Source organism: Acinetobacter sp. ANC 4470, from assembly GCF_002135335.1.
In the GTDB taxonomy this organism is placed as follows: domain Bacteria; phylum Pseudomonadota; class Gammaproteobacteria; order Pseudomonadales; family Moraxellaceae; genus Acinetobacter.
In genome coordinates, this window is record NZ_NEGC01000002.1 from 165,261 (window position 1) to 183,719 (window position 18,459).

19 protein-coding genes are annotated in these 18,459 nt (G+C 39.5%); 9 read left to right on the top strand and 10 right to left on the bottom strand.

Annotation, left to right across the window (positions count from 1 at the left end):
• Window positions 1-944: 944 nt before the first annotated feature.
• Window positions 945-2,072, bottom strand: coding sequence for an endonuclease/exonuclease/phosphatase family protein (locus tag B9T25_RS03940; protein WP_086187183.1), 1,128 nt, complete (start codon window positions 2,070-2,072; stop codon window positions 945-947).
• 185 nt (window positions 2,073-2,257) lie between these two features.
• On the opposite strand from B9T25_RS03940, the gene asd reads away from it, so the two are divergent.
• The 5 genes from asd (at window position 2,258) to truA (ending at window position 8,126) form a co-directional block, all read left to right on the top strand.
• Window positions 2,258-3,379, top strand: a complete 1,122-nt coding sequence (asd, locus tag B9T25_RS03945; protein WP_086187184.1) for an aspartate-semialdehyde dehydrogenase — start codon at window positions 2,258-2,260, stop codon at window positions 3,377-3,379.
• Between the two features lie 143 nt (window positions 3,380-3,522).
• A complete protein-coding gene (locus B9T25_RS03950) occupies window positions 3,523-4,926 on the top strand; it encodes a FimV family protein (RefSeq protein WP_086187185.1) in 1,404 nt (467 codons plus the stop codon).
• 66 nt (window positions 4,927-4,992) lie between these two features.
• Window positions 4,993-6,300, top strand: a complete 1,308-nt coding sequence (locus tag B9T25_RS03955) for a hypothetical protein (protein ID WP_086187186.1) — start codon at window positions 4,993-4,995, stop codon at window positions 6,298-6,300.
• Window positions 6,301-6,348: 48 nt separating this feature from the next.
• Window positions 6,349-7,311: an asparaginase gene (locus B9T25_RS03960; protein WP_086187187.1), complete on the top strand. Its 963-nt coding sequence runs from the start codon at window positions 6,349-6,351 to the stop codon at window positions 7,309-7,311.
• A 17-nt stretch (window positions 7,312-7,328) separates the two neighbouring features.
• The gene (gene truA, locus B9T25_RS03965; protein ID WP_086187188.1) at window positions 7,329-8,126 is read left to right on the top strand and encodes a tRNA pseudouridine(38-40) synthase TruA; all 798 of its coding nucleotides are present in this window, start codon (window positions 7,329-7,331) and stop codon (window positions 8,124-8,126) included.
• Between the two features lie 418 nt (window positions 8,127-8,544).
• Here the strand turns inward: truA and B9T25_RS03970 are convergent, their stop codons facing one another.
• Entirely contained in the window at window positions 8,545-9,555 is a 1,011-nt protein-coding gene (locus tag B9T25_RS03970) for an AraC family transcriptional regulator (RefSeq protein WP_086187189.1), read from the bottom strand.
• A 230-nt stretch (window positions 9,556-9,785) separates the two neighbouring features.
• On the opposite strand from B9T25_RS03970, the gene infA reads away from it, so the two are divergent.
• Window positions 9,786-10,007, top strand: coding sequence for a translation initiation factor IF-1 (gene infA / locus B9T25_RS03975; protein ID WP_001284370.1), 222 nt, complete (start codon window positions 9,786-9,788; stop codon window positions 10,005-10,007).
• Window positions 10,008-10,067: 60 nt separating this feature from the next.
• On the opposite strand, the gene B9T25_RS03980 is transcribed toward infA, so the two are convergent.
• On the bottom strand, window positions 10,068-10,430 hold the full coding sequence (locus B9T25_RS03980; protein WP_086187190.1) for a lysozyme inhibitor LprI family protein: 363 nt from the start codon (window positions 10,428-10,430) through the stop codon (window positions 10,068-10,070).
• A 338-nt stretch (window positions 10,431-10,768) separates the two neighbouring features.
• Between B9T25_RS03980 and B9T25_RS03985 the strand changes: the two genes are divergently transcribed.
• The gene (locus B9T25_RS03985) at window positions 10,769-11,173 is read left to right on the top strand and encodes a hypothetical protein (RefSeq protein ID WP_086187191.1); all 405 of its coding nucleotides are present in this window, start codon (window positions 10,769-10,771) and stop codon (window positions 11,171-11,173) included.
• A gap of 91 nt (window positions 11,174-11,264) precedes the next feature.
• Here B9T25_RS03985 and leuB read toward each other — a convergent pair whose 3' ends face one another.
• The 5 genes from leuB to B9T25_RS04010 all read right to left on the bottom strand — a co-directional run bounded on the left by leuB (window position 11,265) and on the right by B9T25_RS04010 (window position 15,560).
• On the bottom strand, window positions 11,265-12,344 hold the full coding sequence (gene leuB / locus B9T25_RS03990; RefSeq protein WP_086187192.1) for a 3-isopropylmalate dehydrogenase: 1,080 nt from the start codon (window positions 12,342-12,344) through the stop codon (window positions 11,265-11,267).
• 43 nt (window positions 12,345-12,387) lie between these two features.
• Entirely contained in the window at window positions 12,388-12,951 is a 564-nt protein-coding gene (locus tag B9T25_RS03995; protein ID WP_086187193.1) for a hypothetical protein, read from the bottom strand.
• A gap of 104 nt (window positions 12,952-13,055) precedes the next feature.
• Window positions 13,056-13,706 carry a 3-isopropylmalate dehydratase small subunit gene (leuD, locus tag B9T25_RS04000; protein ID WP_086187194.1) on the bottom strand — a complete coding sequence of 217 codons (651 nt, stop codon included), beginning with the start codon at window positions 13,704-13,706 and terminating at the stop codon, window positions 13,056-13,058.
• Window positions 13,707-13,725: 19 nt separating this feature from the next.
• The gene (gene leuC / locus B9T25_RS04005; protein ID WP_086187195.1) at window positions 13,726-15,159 is read right to left on the bottom strand and encodes a 3-isopropylmalate dehydratase large subunit; all 1,434 of its coding nucleotides are present in this window, start codon (window positions 15,157-15,159) and stop codon (window positions 13,726-13,728) included.
• Window positions 15,160-15,368: 209 nt separating this feature from the next.
• Window positions 15,369-15,560 (bottom strand): hypothetical protein, encoded by a 192-nt coding sequence (locus B9T25_RS04010; RefSeq protein ID WP_086187196.1) that lies wholly within the window; start codon window positions 15,558-15,560, stop codon window positions 15,369-15,371.
• A gap of 165 nt (window positions 15,561-15,725) precedes the next feature.
• Between B9T25_RS04010 and B9T25_RS04015 the strand changes: the two genes are divergently transcribed.
• Together B9T25_RS04015 and B9T25_RS04020 are read left to right on the top strand one after the other, a co-directional pair.
• Window positions 15,726-15,968, top strand: coding sequence for a DUF2061 domain-containing protein (locus B9T25_RS04015; RefSeq protein WP_086187197.1), 243 nt, complete (start codon window positions 15,726-15,728; stop codon window positions 15,966-15,968).
• A gap of 192 nt (window positions 15,969-16,160) precedes the next feature.
• On the top strand, window positions 16,161-17,027 hold the full coding sequence (locus B9T25_RS04020) for a LysR family transcriptional regulator (protein ID WP_086187198.1): 867 nt from the start codon (window positions 16,161-16,163) through the stop codon (window positions 17,025-17,027).
• 57 nt (window positions 17,028-17,084) lie between these two features.
• Here the strand turns inward: B9T25_RS04020 and B9T25_RS04025 are convergent, their stop codons facing one another.
• Window positions 17,085-17,330 (bottom strand): DUF2789 family protein, encoded by a 246-nt coding sequence (locus tag B9T25_RS04025; protein WP_086187199.1) that lies wholly within the window; start codon window positions 17,328-17,330, stop codon window positions 17,085-17,087.
• 403 nt (window positions 17,331-17,733) lie between these two features.
• Complete coding sequence (locus B9T25_RS04030; RefSeq protein WP_086187200.1) at window positions 17,734-18,384, bottom strand: HAD family hydrolase; 651 nt, start codon at window positions 18,382-18,384, stop codon at window positions 17,734-17,736.
• Window positions 18,385-18,459 lie beyond the last annotated feature (75 nt).

The following is an 18,459-nucleotide window of genomic DNA, read 5'->3' on the forward strand; positions in this document are numbered from 1 at the left end:
TATTTTATCAATGCTGCGCTGCCACAACTTGCACTAACTTTTAAAATGAGAGCTAATCATTAGACGCCTTTGACAAGTCATTTTTTAATCAAAATTAAAAAACCAACTTTAGGCAGTATTGGATTCATGAGTGTGGCATGGATGCCACACGTTTCCCATCCTTGCGCTGCGTTTTAAAGCAGTGCCTTAAAACTGGCTCAGGATGTCGTGTATGGGAAATAAAAGGTTTTTCTTGCGGACTCAAAATATATTTTAAGCTCCTCATTTTGACCTTTCAAAAGTAGAGGTAATGCCTACGCAAAGGCATAAAAATTGAATCCATCAAATGAGGCAGTGCTGATTTTAAAAAATCGAATATTGAACCTTTTTTGATTTATGTGAGTTAGCTATTCGCTTCATCATTTTTTTAAATTGCCTTATTCATCAAATTATTTTTAGATCGTTTCCAAATCATCAACCCTCACCTTTTCCAAATTCTAAACTGTACTATTCACAAAATAACAACATAATTTCAACCGACAGTGATGGAAAAAAATAACCATAAAGAATAGCAATAATCCTGTATAGCTCTGCAAAGTAGCACGGGCTAAATCAGTAAAATGAACCATATAAATTTTAAATGATTGAAATTTTGATCAGCACATCGTTGGTTTTTATTTTTAGCCTCTGCCATAAAAGCATAACCCGAGTCCTGCATCCTGCAAAACTCGGGTCAATAAGGTTGTGCTTTCAAATTTTGTTTTTATTATCTTGTGGCTATCCATTGCTACATCATATCCATGATGACTATCCACCAGCATCGTCTTCCATAATGGGATGTTCCGTTCCCAACTCCTTGGCTGATGTGTGCATCTTAAGTAAAATTTTGAAAAGGGGCTATTCGCCATAGACCTAAATCAATGTAAGCCATTTCGTACACTTTTCCCATAATCTTCGATTGTCATTTAAGGCATTTTAGTTCCATTTTTATAATCCTGTGCAATTTTATCTGTGACTATTTTTTCTTCTTTTTCTGCTTTTTCAATCCCTTCTTGAATCGCTTCTTGCGCCTCTTTTTCATCTGCGTCCGTTTGTTCTGGCTCTTCTTGTACTTGCTCAAATGCCCTTCCAGTCTGCAAGACTACATACATAGGAAAATGATCTGAACCAATATACGGCAAGCGCTGCATCTTGATTAAAGCGAAATCAGTACTATGAAATACATGGTCTAATGACCAACGCAATAAAGGATAATTGGCATGGAAAGTATTGACATAATGCCGCCCCACACGCGGATCGAGTAAGCCACTAATGCGCTGAAAAAGTCGTGTTGTACGTGACCATGCCACGTCATTCAAATCCCCCATTACAATACAGCTTTGATCCAAATCTTTAATTTGATCACCGACAATGAGCAATTCTGCATCACGTAGTGTTGAATATTTAGCTTCAGTTGGACTAGGGGGTTTCGGATGCAAACAATAGAGTTGTACTGGTTGCCCTGAACGCAAAATCACCGTGGCATGAATAGACGGTATTTCATTACTTAAGATAAACTTCACTTCAGTGTCTTTTAATTCAAGACGACTATACAAATGCATACCATACAAATTATCCAATGGCACAGGCACACGATATGGATAATCTTGTTCAATCACTGACAATGCATTTTGCCAAATTTGATCCGATTCTAAAGTAAGAACTAAATCTGGTTGATGTTGTTGAATCTGCTCAATCAACAAATGGTATTGATGATTTGAGGTTAATACATTAGAAATAATCAAAGAAATTTGCTGCTTTGGATTCAGCTGATGCTGAGAAACCTGTTTAACCTGCTTTTTCCACATAAAAGTATAAGGCAGCACCATTTTCAGTTGATAAGCAAGCGCCGCAATCAAAGTGATCACGATCAGTTTACGCCATATATCCCACGGCTGATCCCAAACCAGCAACAGGACAAAAGCAATCAATCCCAAAACCAAAATTTGCAAGCGTGGAAAATCTGCACCACGAAACCACCATTCATCTCGTGGAATGAGCGACCAAAAACTCAACCAAATCACCACAACTGCTAATATTTCTACCCAGACCATGATGCGCTTCTCTTATATTCTTAATTTTTTCATGATTCATAAATTTATATCAGTTTTGCATGTAACATAAACAAGATATATTAAACAACAATATTGCTGTTTTCATTGTGTAGCGCTTGCAGTTGTACGCTCTTTTGATACACTCGAATCCCCTTTTATTTTTTAACGCACCGAGGCGAAGTGACATGAAAGTAGGTCTGGTCGGTTGGCGCGGGATGGTTGGTTCTGTCCTGATGCAACGTATGGTTGAAGAGAATGATTTTGCTCACTTTGAGCCATTCTATTTCTCTACCAGTAATGCTGGTGGCGAAGCCCCTGCATTTGGTGGGAAGACTGCCCCAGCACTTATGGATGCAACAGACATTGATAGTCTGAAGCAAATGGATGTCATTATTACCTGCCAAGGTGGTGATTATACCTCTGAGGTTTTCCCGAAATTAAAAGCGGAAAACTGGAATGGTTACTGGATTGATGCTGCGTCTACACTGCGTATGGACGATGAAGCAATCATTGTGCTTGACCCAGTGAACATGCATGTCATTAAAGATGGTTTAGTCAAAGGCACTAAAACATTTGTCGGTGGCAACTGTACTGTTTCATTGATGTTGATGAGCATGGGTGCGCTTTACCAAAACAATTTGGTCGAGTGGATGACTGCCATGACCTATCAAGCAGCATCGGGTGCTGGTGCACAAAACATGCGTGAACTGATTTCAGGTATGGGCTATTTATATAACAACACCAAAGATTTGTTAGATGATCCACGTTCACCAATCTTAGATATCGATTCTAAAATTGAAGACTTGCAACGTGGTGAAGGCTTCCCATCTGCAAACTTTGGCGTACCTTTAGCAGGCTCTCTCATTCCTTATATCGACAAACAGTTAGACAATGGTCAGTCGAAAGAAGAATGGAAAGCACAAGTTGAAACCAACAAAATTTTAGGTAATCAACAAATCATCGTACCAATTGATGGTCACTGTGTTCGTATTGGTGCCATGCGTTGTCACTCGCAAGCTTTAACATTGAAGTTAAAGAAAGATGTGCCGTTGGATGAAATCGAAGATATGATTCGTCAATCCAACCCATGGGCAAAAGTGGTTCCCAATACCCGTGAAGCATCGATGACTGACCTTACACCAGTCGCGGTAACTGGCACTTTAACGGTTCCAGTCGGTCGTTTACGTAAACTCAACATGGGTAAAGAATACCTTGGTGCGTTCACTGTTGGCGATCAATTGCTTTGGGGTGCTGCGGAACCTTTACGTCGTATGCTGCGCATCTTAATTGAGTATAAAAGTACTTAATTGCTAAAAATCAAAAAATTAAAAGCCGATCTATTGTGATCGGCTTTTTTTATGTATCCTTTATGTTAATATTTTACAACTCGTCAACATCTCGTTAATCTACAACTTTCGCAATGCGATACAAAACCGAGCTAAAGATTAAGATGACCGCATATAACAAATTAAAGATCGCCATTTTAGCCATTATTGCTTCGCAGAATATTCATGCGATTACGATTGATCCTATTCAAATTCAATCTACGCCAGGTGAATTGCTCTATGCGGAAATGAATTTTCGCCAAGCTGATCCTAATGCACAAATACAAGCCAGCTTAGCGACAGCAGAAGAACTTCTTTCTTTGGGCGTAACGCATCAGCCTCCTGGACATCTTAATTTCTTTACCCGTCGTGATGGCTCGGGCAATGGCGTCATTACCATTACCTCTTCACGCCCACTTACCGAAGCTGAACTTAATATTATTATTAAAATTAAAGAAGGCAATGCGACGCGATTACAACATATAAAAATGCCGCTACAACGTAGCACGGTCAATACTCAAGCACGACCTCAAACTAATGAAAAACTTTTAACGCCAATCAGCATTGTGAGTGAAAAAGAAATTGCTTTGCAATTACCTGAAAGCACGCAATATCAAATTAAAAAATTATCACCAACAGCACAACAATCATTCGAAGCACCATTAATGGTACACAATGCAGCTCCGCCTAGCCTCAATGCGGCTCGTTCTGCACCGATGGCTATTTCATCAATGACGACGCTTGCAACGGAAGCCATTACAACAGTAGCTCAAAGTACGATAAAAAATGAGCTAAACGCACCTAATGCAACACTTTCCGCAGACCCATTAGCCAAAAAATATGCGGAATCCTCTACTCAAAAAGGCGCTGAGCCTAAAAAAGTAAATAACCCTGCGGAACAAGCTGCAACCAAAGTAAAACCTGAATCATCTCCCACTGCACAAAAACCTGCGCCACATCAAAATGCCACAGCTACGACAGCTCAAACTACAAAGCATGTGGTGCAATCTAATGAATCTCTATGGGCAATCGCTTCACGTATAGCCATTGAGCAAAATCGCCCGATTGACGAGGTGATGAAGCAAATCAAAGCGAATAATCAACATGCTTTTATTCAAGGGGATAGCAATCGTTTACGTCGTGGCTTTGCATTAAACCTAAATACAGCAAATCATCAAAAAGAAGAGCCAAAAGTCAGTGTCTCAAATGTAGTAAAAACATCTTCTAAACAATCAGGTAAAGCTAAATATCGCTTAAACCAAGCAGAAATGAGTTTAGTTGCAGAGAAAGAACAAGATTCAGCCAGTGGTTCTGCTAAGAAGAACACAGAAAAAAATCAAACTTCAAACGAGTTATCATTAAAAGTTATGACATCTCGTGAAAAAACCGTTAAATTACAGAGAAACGTAACACAGTTAGAATTGGCATTGCGTCACAAGGATCACAGAATTCAATTATTGAATACTCGTCTTGCCCAATTGCAACAACAATTGAAAGCACAACAAGTAGAGAAAAAGCCAACACGCTAATGTGTTATACAATTTGATTTTTTGGATGAGTTTCATTAATAACTCAATCCTGTAAGGGGTAACAACATGCTGATTTATGTGATTCCGTTTATATTATTATTAGTGATCGCAGTTGTCCTAAAAAAGCGTGAAACCAATAAACAAGCGGAACAAACTTCAACAGCGAAAGCGAAAGCTAAAAAAGTCAGCGCAGCCAAAAAGACACCTCAGAAAACTCAAATTGTGTCAGATCCTGTGGTTGAAAAGAAAAAAACCACTTCTTTATCTGATGATGTGCGTAATAAAATTGGCGCATTGATTAGCGAACGCAACTTTTTTTCTGCTGAAGCACAGATTAATCAAGCATTAAATAAAGACAACTCACAGCATGAGCTGTATTTATTATTGTTAGACATTCACATTTTACAAAAAGATGAGTTTGCAATTAGCCAACTCCTTAATCATCTACGCTCATTAGAACTGGATGAATTTTTAGATCAAGCGCTTGCTAAAAAAGCAGCTCATGACAAAGAAGCAGCAGGCTCTAGAGACACGATTGATTTCAAAACTGAATCGTCAGTGCCAACACTCGTAGAACAAAAAAATACGGCTGATTTCGATGCGCTAATGAATAATAATTCTGCTACGCCATCTGTAACAGCAAATGAGGCATCTTTCGACTTATTACAACAAGAAACACATTCAACTCCAAAAGATGTGGTTGAAGAAATAAAACCTTTAGATTTTAATACCTTTTCTCTTGATCAGGCGCCTATTGCAGCAGCAAAAATCGAAGCGCCCACCTCAACAATTGAAGAAATTAAACCTTTAGACTTCAGTACCTTATCTTTAGACACCACGGCTAAAATTACGCCAAAACCAATACCTGTAGTAGATGAAATCCAACCTTTAGATTTCTCTTTTAGTCTAGATACGCCAGCAGCAGAACAGTCTGCTCAACCCACTGAAGCTGCTATTCCGTTTGAGCCAGCAGTTGAAGAAAAACCTGAATTTGATTTTAATTTCTCTCATACAGAAGCCGTTGCAGCTGTTGAAGCAAAAATTGTCACTGAAAAAACTAAATCCAGTTTAGATTTAGAATTCAATTTAGGAGCTAGCATTTCAAACGAGCTACTGGCTGTAGAAACAGCGCCAGCGGAAGCCTCAAGTGTAAGTTCATCTGCATCTCAAGTAGACCGAAATGATCCATTGGTGCAATCTTTCCCTGAACTGGTTGATGTGAATGAAATCAGCCTGAATTTAGAACTTGCAGAGCAATATATTCAATTAGGCGCTTTCCAAGCTGCAAGTGAATTATTAACAGAGCATGAAGCGAACTATACAACTGAACAAAACCAACAAGCCAATCAGTTACGCAATCAAATAGCATCTTAAGTTATTTCGATCTACTATAAAGCAGTCATCATTGACTGCTTTTTTATTATGAAAAAAATAGCCTTAATCTATATGGGTGGAACATTTGGCTGTATTGGTGAGCCACTGAGCCCAATGCCTGCTGAACATTTTATCCCTCAACTACAACGCATTCTTCCGTTACATCTGGATATAGAATGTTTTGTTGCACCTGTCATCCAAGACAGTAGCGCCTGTACTGCAACGGACTGGCTTAAACTCATTCAGATGATTCAAAGCTTACAACTTAAACATTATCAACACTTTGTCGTGATTCACGGCACAGACACTCTAAGCTATGCCAGCGCAACACTGGCACGCTTTATCGGTCAATCCGCCCATGTGGTACTGACTGGAAGCCAATATCCATTATTAAATGTTTCGGGTACACATACCCGCGAATTTACCGATGCCATGGATAACCTTAATTTTGCTCTGGATGCGGTAGCCACCACGCCAACTGGCGTCTATTTAGCCTTCCATCATCAACTTATTCATGCGCAAACTGCACTCAAACAACATACAACTGAATTAGCTGCTTTCGCAGGTCTCAATGCTCAAGTGAATCTAGCAATGGCTCAGCCCAGCTATATCGTGCATGAACATGATATTGAAAAAGCAGCAGCATTTAACTGTCTGAGTTTAATGCTGCAACCGCTCACCATCGAACAGCACATCGCGAACTTAAAAAATGTACAACAACATGCCCCTCATGCACTAATTTTACAAGGCTTTGGTACAGGAAATTTAGCCACAAATGCAGAATTCATCTCTGCACTTCAGACTATTCAAACGCAAGGTTGTGCCATTATTCTTACCACTCAAGTACCTTTTGGCACGATTGACCAACGCTATGCCATCAGTGAATGGACACAACATGCCAATATCATCATCAGTGATTGCTTAGGTCATGCAGATCTTTATGCAAAAGCACTGAAAATGTATTTACAATATGACGCTGTAGACCAATGGCAAATACATTGGCATGAATAGCGTAATTTGAGGTAAATATGCAGCGTTTTGCAGTCGGTATTGAATTTTGTGGTGTGCAATATAAAGGTTGGCAAACCCAGCAAGCGGGTATCCGCAGTGTGCAAGAAACCATTGAAACTGTGCTCAGTAAAATTGCAAATGAACCAATTATTGTTCATGGCGCTGGACGAACCGATGCAGGCGTACATGCCACCAATATGGTTGCACATTTTGATAGCTCTGCCATTCGTCCATTACAGGGTTGGCTCATGGGCGCAAATAGTACTTTGCCTAAAGACATTGCCATCCAATGGATTAAAGAGGTGGATCCAGACTTCCATGCTCGCTTTAAAGCGCAATCACGACGTTACCGTTATGTCATCTACAATTCAGCTAGCCGGCCTGCACTACTTTATCAACAAGTCACTCATGCCTATTACCCGCTTGATGTGGATAAAATGATTGAAGCTGCGAAAAAATTTGAAGGAACTCATAATTTTGAAAGCTTTCGTGCCAGCTCTTGTCAATCCAAGCAACCGGTACGTCATGTCAACCACTGTCGTTTAATTCGTCATGGCTGTTATTTAGTGCTCGATATTCAAGCCGATGGTTTTTTGCATCATATGGTGAGGAACATCGTAGGATGCTTGCTTGAAGTAGGACAAGGTAAGTATGAAATTGACCATATTGACACAATTTTTGCCGCTGAAAGCCGTCAAGCGGCAGGGATTACCGCCCCACCCGATGGCTTATATTTTATTCAAGCACACTACCCTGAACAGTTTGATTTACCTAAAGTACCTTTAGGGCCACACTGGTTAAATATGCCTGAATAAGAAATCCCTCCCAAACTCTAATGCCAGTCAATTAAGAAATTGATTGGCATCGTCTTTTTTAAATTTTAGTGTTATTCGATACGTGGAAATGCAACTGTTCGAAGCAAAACTACTTTGAAAAGGTAAGGTTTCTGCAATTAATTGACCCATAAAAGGTATTTGACGAGTTTTGTGGTGAGGCGTACTGCACCGTAAGATGCTTTTCTTACGAGCTTAAAATATATTTTGAGGCTTCTCATTTTGGCGAATGAGAAAAACTGTTCTGCAATGAACAAAACAATTCCCAAACATTTGATTTAAAAGGATAAGACTCTATCGTGAATAACTAAAGAACTAAGGAGTTAATTGTAAAACCCCTTAACTGATCAGCATTACTCCCAACCTCCCTTTTTAAGGGAGGATGAAAAGATAAATAAAGTTAACGCTGTTTACGCTTTCGATATTCCACCGGCGTTTCATTGGTCCAACGCTTAAACGCACGATAGAAAGTACTCGGTTCTGAAAAACCCGTTAAATATACAATCCGCTCCACACTTTCAGCGGTATTGGCCAATAATTTTTTCGCCAAACGACAACGATAATCCGAAAGAATTTGCTGAAAACTGGTATTCGCCTCACTCAGCTGCGTGCGTAAACGACGTGGCGTAATGTTTAAATGTGTTGCGACCGTTTCCAAGGTCGTTTCACCACTTTCTAAGGTCGAACCAATTGCACGGCGGACTTCACCAACCAAATCATAACGGGCAAGCTCTTGTAGCTTTTCAATAGCCAATTGCTCATGTAACTGTAATAGCTCAGGTTCTGCCTGCCATAACTGGTACTCTAAAATGGCTGGGTCAAAATACAGTCGGGTTTCTTTTTGCCCTAAACTGACAGGACACTCATATACTCTAAAGTATTCATCATCATCAGCCCCTTCACTAAAATTAAAATCGATGTAGATCAGATTAAATCGACCTTCAGTAATAAATTTAAAGAAGCGTAATACACCAGACATCGCACATTCAGAAAAATGACGATTAACTAAATTATTAACCCATGCACCCTGTTCACCGTTGGTTAGATAACAGCGACCATCTTCAATCACCAGCTTGGCATGAAATGCGTCACTGATCAGCCGTTGATAAGCCAATGCACGTTTTAGTCCTTCGCCAAAGTTTTCACTTGAAATAAATAGATGTTCAATCACCTGCCCACGATATAAAGGTAAGTGTTCACCTAGGTGCAAACCAATATCAGGATCTTTACTCACCTCTTCTGCTGCCACCCAAAACGCATATTGAGCACTGAGCGGAGTACGATCATTGGTTTCAACCTGATTTAAGGCAACACCAGCTTTTGTTAAAATTTCTTCAGTTGGTAAACCCGAACGACGAATCGCTTGGTAACCTAATCGTAAAATAACCGATGCATCAGTTAGCTGACCCACGCCAAGACCTTCCTTGTATGTTCTTCATTTATACTTTAAAAGATTAATTTTAGATTAACTGCGATTGACCAAACTGACAACATAACAATGCTGTTTTTTGTAGAAAATATTTAAATGTATGGTTCGCTTATTTAACTGACAGATGATCGGGCAACGCCCCATTCCGCCTTGTTTTATGCAAAAAAATTGACTATAATTTGCGCCTTCCCAATTTGATCATCAGGTAGGCTATGGCCAATAAAGAGGAACTCATCGAGTTCGAAGGCGTTGTCACCGAAACGCTTCCTAATACTATGTTCCGTGTACGTTTAGAAAACGGTCACGAAGTTATTGCACACATCTCTGGTAAAATGCGCAAACACTATATTCGTATTTTAACTGGCGACAGTGTTAAAGTAGAAATGACTCCTTATGATTTGACCAAGGGTCGTATTACTTATCGTGCACGCTAAGTTTTAGCGCAAGCAAAAGCCACTTTAAAGTGGCTTTTTTTATAGCATTGAACCCGAAAATCAGTCCAATGTATTGGTTTTACAGCCAATCGTGCTGCATTCACGTAGCCGCTCTCTGAGCCAATTATTACGCTCTTGAGTGGTACTTAAACGACATTCCACGTCAATCCCTGTGTCCGTGGTACATTGTGCATCGCGTTCGCGAATCCACACCAGCTGAGATTTCTTCAGAATATTTTTTTGTTTATCTGATAGCTTTCCGCGCAAAGCCTGATAATTTTTATTTAATTCTGCATCTGCACTGGCATATAATTTGTTGGTGCAATAGACATCATCATAGGTATTGCGTGCATTTTCACAGTTATCTGCAAATGCAACACCAGACAATAAGATGCCGCTCAGCATCAAAATGATTTTTTTCATCTTTACTCCTTTACCCTTTTTATCTTTTATAAAAATAATTTTCGTAAATAGTCTATGCGAAATGCCTTCGACAGGATATTAAAAACTCTAATCCTGTCGAAAATGACACATCAATCAAAAACATCTATAAGAATTCCCCTATCATTGATCTGATTTAGAGATCCTCTTTTTTATCAAACAGATACCGTTGATACGTATAAATAATGCATTCATGACCATGTAAACTACCATTTAGCATTTTAAGCCTATTTTATTGAAGTAAAGACCGTATATCGAATCACAACAATATGATTCAGCAGATCTGTCTAAACTAGTTTTATTTGGTGTGAGAACAGCTTATGAAATTTATACTTTCGGTTGGACTCTTTGCCGCCTATTGCATGCTATATGGCTGTACATCTTCCCCAACGATGAATGCCATGCAGCGGGAAGCCTATTTGCAGCAATTTATTGGTCAATCCAGTGATCAAATCCGTAGCCAACTTGATTTAAACAGCATAGGTTACCAGCAAGTCAGCCCACCTATATTAAAGGCAAATACCTTAACCTATATTGCAGCTCGATCCATCAGCATACCGGTACCTATGGCGCAAAATCCAGCCATGGGCATCGGTGCAGGAACAGCTGTTCCCATCCCAAGCACGGCTGCACAAAGCTATGATGTCAATTTGAACTGCCGTATTAGCTTTCTCTTGGAACAAAATATTGCCAAAGCGGTACAAATGTCAGGACGCACCTGTTAAAAACACTCTCTTTATGCACTTTTGGCAAACTAAACATGAAAAATGCAGCTCTTTGGCTGCATTTTTTATTGCAAATCTGTAGTAAACAAACTTAGTTCAATGCAACAACCACCGCTTGACCCATTTCAGCAGTACCGACTTTGCCCATACCTTCAGACATAATATCTGCGGTACGTAAGCCTTGATCTAGTACATTGCCTACAGCATCTTCAATGGCTTGTGCAGCAGCTTCTTCACGGAATGTGTAACGTAGCATCATTGCAACAGAAAGAATCGTTGCCAGTGGATTTGCAATATTTTGACCTGCAATGTCTGGTGCAGAGCCATGACAAGGTTCATACATGCCTTTACCATTTTCATCCAAAGACGCAGACGGCAACATGCCAATTGAACCTGTTAACATTGCAGCTTCATCAGATAAGATGTCACCAAACAAGTTAGAAGTTACAATCACATCAAACTGTTTCGGTGCACGCACCAATTGCATTGCAGCATTATCCACATACATATGTGACAAGTTGATATTTGGATATTCTGCTTCTTTCATTGCAGTGACTGTTTGTTTCCAAAGTTCGGTCACTTCTAGAACATTGGCTTTGTCCACCGAACAAACTTTACCACCACGAAGACCTGCCAATTCAAACGCCACTTTAGCAATACGCTTGATTTCAGATTCTGAATAAACGTCAGTGTTATAACCTTGTTTTTCACCGTTTTCTAACACACGAATACCACGTGGTTGACCAAAGTAAATACCACCCGTCAATTCACGTACAATCAAAATATCTAGACCAGAGACAATTTCTGGTTTTAAGCTTGAAGCATCTGCCAATTGTGGGTAAAGAATCGCTGGGCGTAAGTTAGCGAAAAGGTTGAGTTCACTACGAATTTTTAATAAACCACGTTCTGGACGAATTGAGCGCTCAATGCTATCCCATTTTGGTCCACCGACAGCACCGAGTAAAATGGCATCTGCTTTTTTTGCTTGTTCAGCTGTTTGTTCAGGATATGGCGCACCATGAACATCAATCGCTGCACCACCCAATAAACCCTGTTCCCAAGTCAAACCTAAATTGAATTTTTCATTTACTCGTGTGAGTACTTGCTCTGCGGCTTTAACAATTTCAGGACCGATGCCATCACCAGCTAAAATCAAAATATGTTTTGACATGAGGTTTTCCATTTTCAAAGTCAGTCATTGGACTGATGTGATATTAAATTTTTTGTTCTACAAATTCACCTAAGCCATTTAGGGCATTATAAGATTTGCAGAAACGTCGAATGGTTTTCTGGTCTTGCTGAAGTTCTACACAGAGTGGATCGGGTGCAGAAACATTCAACAAACTTCCTTGATGTCTCGTTCGGTCCCGATACATCTTAAAGGTATAGTGTTTTTGAGCATTAAATTTGTGAAATACATGTAGCGTTTCAGCACGATCTTTCGATATCGGATAAAAGCGAATCACCAACTCATGCTGCCCTGCTGGCACGGACAAAAACAAAGAATTTGGTTCTGCCAACAATTTTGTTTGTAAACGAACAATCTTCTGCTCAATCGCTTCACGACTCACGCGATGACTTTGAGCATCCACAATCGGCATTTGATCGAAACGCTCAAACTCACATTGTTCTGTTCCAGCACAAAAAATTAACGCATTTGATTTTGTCGACTCTGTTTCTTTCACATTATTAATACGTATTTTATCAATGCTTTGACATGCACTTAAAAATGCAAGCATAAGCCCCAGCATAGCAAGCTGACCGTAAACTTTTGTCATTATTCGAGCCCAACCTCACCAATTAAAACCAACGAGATATTTTTATAGATTCGATATTAACAAGAGTTAAGCTCCGATACTACTATGTCTGAAATTTCAGATAATTAACCGCGAATTTCTTGAAATACCCAAGGGCGTGATTGCTTGGTTTTTTCTTCAAATGCACGGATATCATCTGCAACTTGAAGAGTTAAACCAATATCATCAAAACCATTTAATAAGCAGTGTTTACGAAATGGATCCACTTCAAATTTAAAGGCTTCACTACTTGGTGTGCGTACTTCTTGGGCTTCCAAATCAACGGTTAACTGGTAGCCTTCTGTTGCGGCACTTTCTTTAAAAAGTTGATCAACAATTTCTTCCGACAAAATGACTGGCAACATGCCATTTTTAAAACAGTTATTAAAGAAAATATCGGCATAGCTTGGTGCAATCACAGTACGAAAGCCATACTCTTCTAAAGCCCAAGGTGCATGTTCACGACTTGAACCACAGCCAAAGTTGGCACGTGTAATCAAGATTGATGCAGCTTGATAACGTGATTGGTTCAAGACAAATTCAGGATTTTTTGGACGAATTGAATTGTCTTGACCCGGATAACCTTCATCTAAATATCGTAATTCATCAAATAAGTTATCCCCAAAACCGGTGCGTTTGATGGACTTCAAAAACTGTTTTGGAATGATTAAATCTGTATCGACATTGGCACGGTCTAAGGGTGCAACAATACCTTGTTCAACGGTATAAGCTTTCATAATTTGCTCCTAGTCCCAATTAGAATGAACGAACATCAACGAAATGACCTGCAATCGCTGCTGCTGCTGCCATGGCTGGACTCACCAAATGAGTACGACCGCCATTGCCCTGACGACCTTCAAAATTACGATTCGAGGTCGATGCACAGTGTTCACCCGGTTGTAATTTATCCGCATTCATGGCTAAACACATTGAACACCCTGGCTCACGCCATTCAAAGCCTGCTTCAACGAAGATTTTATCTAAACCTTCTGCTTCTGCTTGTTGCTTGACTAAGCCTGAACCCGGAACCACCATCGCCTGTTTAATTGAACTGGCAACTTTACGTCCTTGAATCACTTCAGCCGCAGCACGAATATCTTCAATACGCGAATTGGTACATGAACCAATAAATACACGGTCTAATTGAATATCTGCCAAAGCTTGACCAGCATTTAAACCCATATATTGATAAGCACGCGTCCAGCCGTTGCGTTGTACCTCATCTTTGGCTTGTTCTAAAGTCGGTACCGCTTGAGAAACAGCAATTACCATCTCAGGCGATGTTCCCCAAGACACTTGTGGCTCAATCTCTTCACCTTGTAACACCACAACGGTATCGAAATGCGCGTCCTCATCAGAATGTAAGGTATTCCAATATTCAACCGCAGCATCCCATTGTTCGCCTTTCGGTGCGTAGTTGCGACCTTGCACATATTCAATAGTTTTGTCATCGACAGCCACCATACCAACACGAGCACCTGCTTCGATGGCCATGTTACATACGGTCATCCGACCTTCAATCGACATATCACGGAACACTTGACCACCGAATTCAATCGCATGACCTGTACCGCCCGCAGTTCCAATTTTACCGATAATCGCTAAAACCACGTCTTTTGAAGTCACGCCTTGACCCAATGTGCCGTCAACACGAATCAACATGTTTTTCATTTTCTTTTGCACTAAGCACTGCGTTGCCAAAACATGTTCAACTTCAGATGTACCAATACCATGTGCCAAACAACCAAATGCACCATGTGTTGCAGTGTGTGAGTCGCCACAGACTACCGTCATGCCCGGCAAAGTTAAGCCTTGTTCAGGTCCAACCACATGGGCAATGCCTTGACGAATATCATTGATCTTAAATTCAACAATATTAAAAGCTTCACAGTTGTCATCTAACGTTTGCACTTGGATGCGTGAAGTTTCATCCTCAATACCTGCAATCCCTTGATCACGTTCAGCTTTTGAAGTTGGTACATTATGGTCAGGAGTCGCAACATTGGCACTTAAACGCCAAGGTTTACGACCTGCAAGCTGTAAACCCTCAAAAGCTTGCGGCGAAGTGACTTCATGTAATAAATGACGGTCGATATAAAGTAAGGCTGAACCATCGTCTCGTTGTTTTACTAAATGGTCATCCCACAATTTGTCATACAAAGTCTTTGCTTTTTGGGTATTGCCTGCCATGTCGACGTGCTCCATAGAACTGGGTAATGCTTTTATTAACTTCGATTATAACCACGTATTTACATAAATCTAATTTATCATTTTTATTAGTTTGAAAACTTTTTGGAATTAGTTTTAAGCAGATCGAAACCATGCATACTGACAATATTTCTTACTAGATATTTTTCACCTATCTCTTTACCAGCATGTCGCTGGTTAAGAACAGCGTGTTATGTAGATGGGCCTGCTTTACTCTCCAGTAGTTCCTCAATCGCCTTAATTAATTCAGCTTTCGCTGCGCTACATTCAGCCGCGGCTCGATTTTCATCATTTTCATCATCTGCAAGCTCATAAACCGCAGTACGTTTTTCCACGGCTTCCTCGAACAAATCAAGCAGGTATTTTATATGTTTAATGTGCATAACTTAGATCCTTTAATAACGTATCAATAGCTGATACTTTTTTAGATTAACTGATTTACAATCCAAAAAACCGATTTAAATATACAAAATGTTCGTTTTTACAAATCAAAGAAGACTGATTATCCTTTAATCATATCCCGAAGACAAAGCTTGAGAAATACCCCTATGGCACATATTCAAAAATTTGTTACTTACAACCAGAAAACTTTAAAAAAAACCTGTAGTTATTACATCATGCACATCGCTATTGCGCTGTTGGTTGGCTATTTTGTCACAGGCAGTATCTGGATGGCATTAACCCTGAGCTTACTTGAACCGACCATCCAAGCGATTGCATTTTTCTTTCATGAAAAAGTTTGGGAAAAAGATGCCTCAACCTTGCAAAAGAATCAGGATATTACTGCCTAATATATTGAAAATATTGTGGGTTCAAGCTAGCTCCTTTCAACAAATTAGTTCATTCATATAGAGTGCTGTTTATTTCTACCACTCACACTCACATCTGCATACATTTTTTAGCATTGATTTTTATTCTGGCATTCACTTTTAGTATAAAAATATTTTATACTTATTGAGATATTTCATAACCAGACTACCAGTATGAATCTTGCTGCTTTTGAAGCTTTTGTTAAAGTTATGGAAACAGGTTCTATTTCTATGGCTGCCGATCTGTTGTTTATTACCCAACCAGCAGTCACTAAACGAATTCATAGTTTAGAAGAATATTTTGGGGTAAAACTGTTTGAATCTGCGGGTCGCGGGGTTCAAGCCACTCATGCCGCCAACTCACTATTACCTAAAGTAAGAAACTGGCTCAATGAACTGGGGGATATCCACCATACTTTGAGCCATGAACAAGGGCAAGTTCAAGGTAAGCTTAAAATAGGCACGAGCCATCATATTGGTTTACATCATTTACCCACTCATCTACGAAATTATGTTCAGACATTTCCAGAGGTGACTTTAGATGTGCATTTTGTTGATTCCGAACAAGCGCATGAAAAAGTGCTTGCTGGCGACTTAGAATTGGCATTTTTGACATTACCGCCCCAAGGCGATGCTCGTCTTAGCTATGTGACCATTTGGGATGATCCTTTGGTTTTTGTCGCAGCATCATTTCATCCCTTAGCCAATCAAAAAAATTTACAACTTGAAGATCTGATCCGATATCCAAGTTTATTACCTGCTGCACAAACTTATACCAGTCAAATCACTTTGGCTGAATTTGAAAAACGTGGTTTAAAACCTAAAATCAGTATGAGCAATAACCCGCTTGAATCGATTCGAATGTTAGCTTCCATTGGTCTCGGTTGGTCGGTCTTGCCAAAGACCTTAATCAATCAAGATTTACAACAACTGGATATTAATTTTGAAATGAATCGTCAATTGGGTATGGTTTGGCATCCTGGACGCAGTCAATCTAAGGCTGTTTTAGAGTTAATTGAAATGATGAAAATAAAGGGCTAAACCCTAGCGGGAGAGGAAAGTTTTATCTCTTTCAATCCCGCCCATATTCAACATACCTTAACGATTGGTTGACTCTTCATGTAAAGATTCATTGAGCTGATCAACTACAATCGCCCATTCACCATCGGACTTTAATTTTTCAGCTAAAAACTGGTGCTGTGCATCTGACCAATAATCCGCTTCAGTAATTTTGGTATGCGCATTCAATTGATGGGTCGCAATAAAAAGCTCAATTGCTTCTTCAGTGGCATCTAAGCCCAGTTGTTCAAATAAATGAGTCATTCTTGGACGTACAGCGCTCATTACTTTCTCCATCCATTTTAATTCTTATGCATAACATAACAGCTTCATCTTAAAAATGAAGGGCAAAAATGTAAGGATTTTATACACATAAATAAAAAGACAGCACTTAAAACAACACTTAAAAGTGCTAATACTAATCAGTTAAGGATTTTAGCAATCAACTCCTTAACATTCGCTATTCATGATGGAGTCATATATTTTAAGTCAAATGCTTGGAGCTCGTTTGTTCCTTGCGCTGCAAAATAAAGCCGTACTTTATTTATTGCTCAAGTTACGAATGATGTTTCCGTGAATCATATAACATCTAGAATTTTAAAAGAAAATTTCAGTGAACTTCTTAACTGACTGACATTCCTTAAAAGCACTGTCTTTTCAATATCATTTTAAAAATGCTATTCATCAATCATATTGACCAATCTTGAATATCCCAGCCTTGTTCTTTCGCCAGCACAACCAAGCGATCATCAGGATTGACCGCAATAGCATGATCGGCATAGTCCAACAGAAAACGGTCATTGATTGAATCTGAATATGCCCATGATTCCTCAACATTTCTGCCTTGTAGCCATTGCTCTAAACGTGCCAATTTGCCTTTTTGGTAACAGGCAATATTAATGACTTTACCGGTATATTGCCCATCGATAACTTCTGCATTGGTGGCAATCGTTTCAGTAATGCCAAACTCATGAAAAATCGGTGTCGTAATAAAGTCAGATGTTGCTGTGATGCCCACCAATTCATGTCCAGCATCGCGGTGTTTTTCAATGGCCGCAAAACCCTCGGGACGCATTTGTGGACGAATCACTTTTTGCATGAATAATTCATGTAAGTCAGTCAAATATTCATGGTCATGTTGAGTTAAAAACTCAAATACAAATTCGTTATACGCAATTGGATCCAGTTGACCCGCTTTATAGTCTTCATAAAACTGGTCATTCATTTGACGATGTCGAATTGGATCGACCAAACCTTCATGCACTAAAAATTCACCCCATGAATAATCTGAATCGGTGTTTAGCAAGGTGTGATCGAGGTCAAATAAAGCCAATTTCATGAAAATACTCGTAAAAACTGAAATTTAAGAAAAAATTTGTAAATCTATCTCCGCTAGTCGATAGAAATTCGTTAA

What these genes read in the sequence shown, in the direction of transcription:
- B9T25_RS03940 (WP_086187183.1), bottom strand. Translation starts at nt 2,072, where the DNA reads ATGGTCTGGGTAGAAATATTAGCAGTTGTGGTGATTTGGTTGAGTTTT.
- asd (WP_086187184.1), top strand. Translation starts at nt 2,258, where the DNA reads ATGAAAGTAGGTCTGGTCGGTTGGCGCGGGATGGTTGGTTCTGTCCTG.
- B9T25_RS03950 (WP_086187185.1), top strand. Translation starts at nt 3,523, where the DNA reads ATGACCGCATATAACAAATTAAAGATCGCCATTTTAGCCATTATTGCT.
- B9T25_RS03955 (WP_086187186.1), top strand. Translation starts at nt 4,993, where the DNA reads ATGCTGATTTATGTGATTCCGTTTATATTATTATTAGTGATCGCAGTT.
- B9T25_RS03960 (WP_086187187.1), top strand. Translation starts at nt 6,349, where the DNA reads ATGAAAAAAATAGCCTTAATCTATATGGGTGGAACATTTGGCTGTATT.
- truA (WP_086187188.1), top strand. Translation starts at nt 7,329, where the DNA reads ATGCAGCGTTTTGCAGTCGGTATTGAATTTTGTGGTGTGCAATATAAA.
- infA (WP_001284370.1), top strand. Translation starts at nt 9,786, where the DNA reads ATGGCCAATAAAGAGGAACTCATCGAGTTCGAAGGCGTTGTCACCGAA.
- B9T25_RS03980 (WP_086187190.1), bottom strand. Translation starts at nt 10,430, where the DNA reads ATGAAAAAAATCATTTTGATGCTGAGCGGCATCTTATTGTCTGGTGTT.
- B9T25_RS03985 (WP_086187191.1), top strand. Translation starts at nt 10,769, where the DNA reads ATGAAATTTATACTTTCGGTTGGACTCTTTGCCGCCTATTGCATGCTA.
- leuB (WP_086187192.1), bottom strand. Translation starts at nt 12,344, where the DNA reads ATGTCAAAACATATTTTGATTTTAGCTGGTGATGGCATCGGTCCTGAA.
- B9T25_RS03995 (WP_086187193.1), bottom strand. Translation starts at nt 12,951, where the DNA reads ATGACAAAAGTTTACGGTCAGCTTGCTATGCTGGGGCTTATGCTTGCA.
- leuD (WP_086187194.1), bottom strand. Translation starts at nt 13,706, where the DNA reads ATGAAAGCTTATACCGTTGAACAAGGTATTGTTGCACCCTTAGACCGT.
- leuC (WP_086187195.1), bottom strand. Translation starts at nt 15,159, where the DNA reads ATGGCAGGCAATACCCAAAAAGCAAAGACTTTGTATGACAAATTGTGG.
- B9T25_RS04010 (WP_086187196.1), bottom strand. Translation starts at nt 15,560, where the DNA reads ATGCACATTAAACATATAAAATACCTGCTTGATTTGTTCGAGGAAGCC.
- B9T25_RS04015 (WP_086187197.1), top strand. Translation starts at nt 15,726, where the DNA reads ATGGCACATATTCAAAAATTTGTTACTTACAACCAGAAAACTTTAAAA.
- B9T25_RS04020 (WP_086187198.1), top strand. Translation starts at nt 16,161, where the DNA reads ATGAATCTTGCTGCTTTTGAAGCTTTTGTTAAAGTTATGGAAACAGGT.
- B9T25_RS04025 (WP_086187199.1), bottom strand. Translation starts at nt 17,330, where the DNA reads ATGAGCGCTGTACGTCCAAGAATGACTCATTTATTTGAACAACTGGGC.
- B9T25_RS04030 (WP_086187200.1), bottom strand. Translation starts at nt 18,384, where the DNA reads ATGAAATTGGCTTTATTTGACCTCGATCACACCTTGCTAAACACCGAT.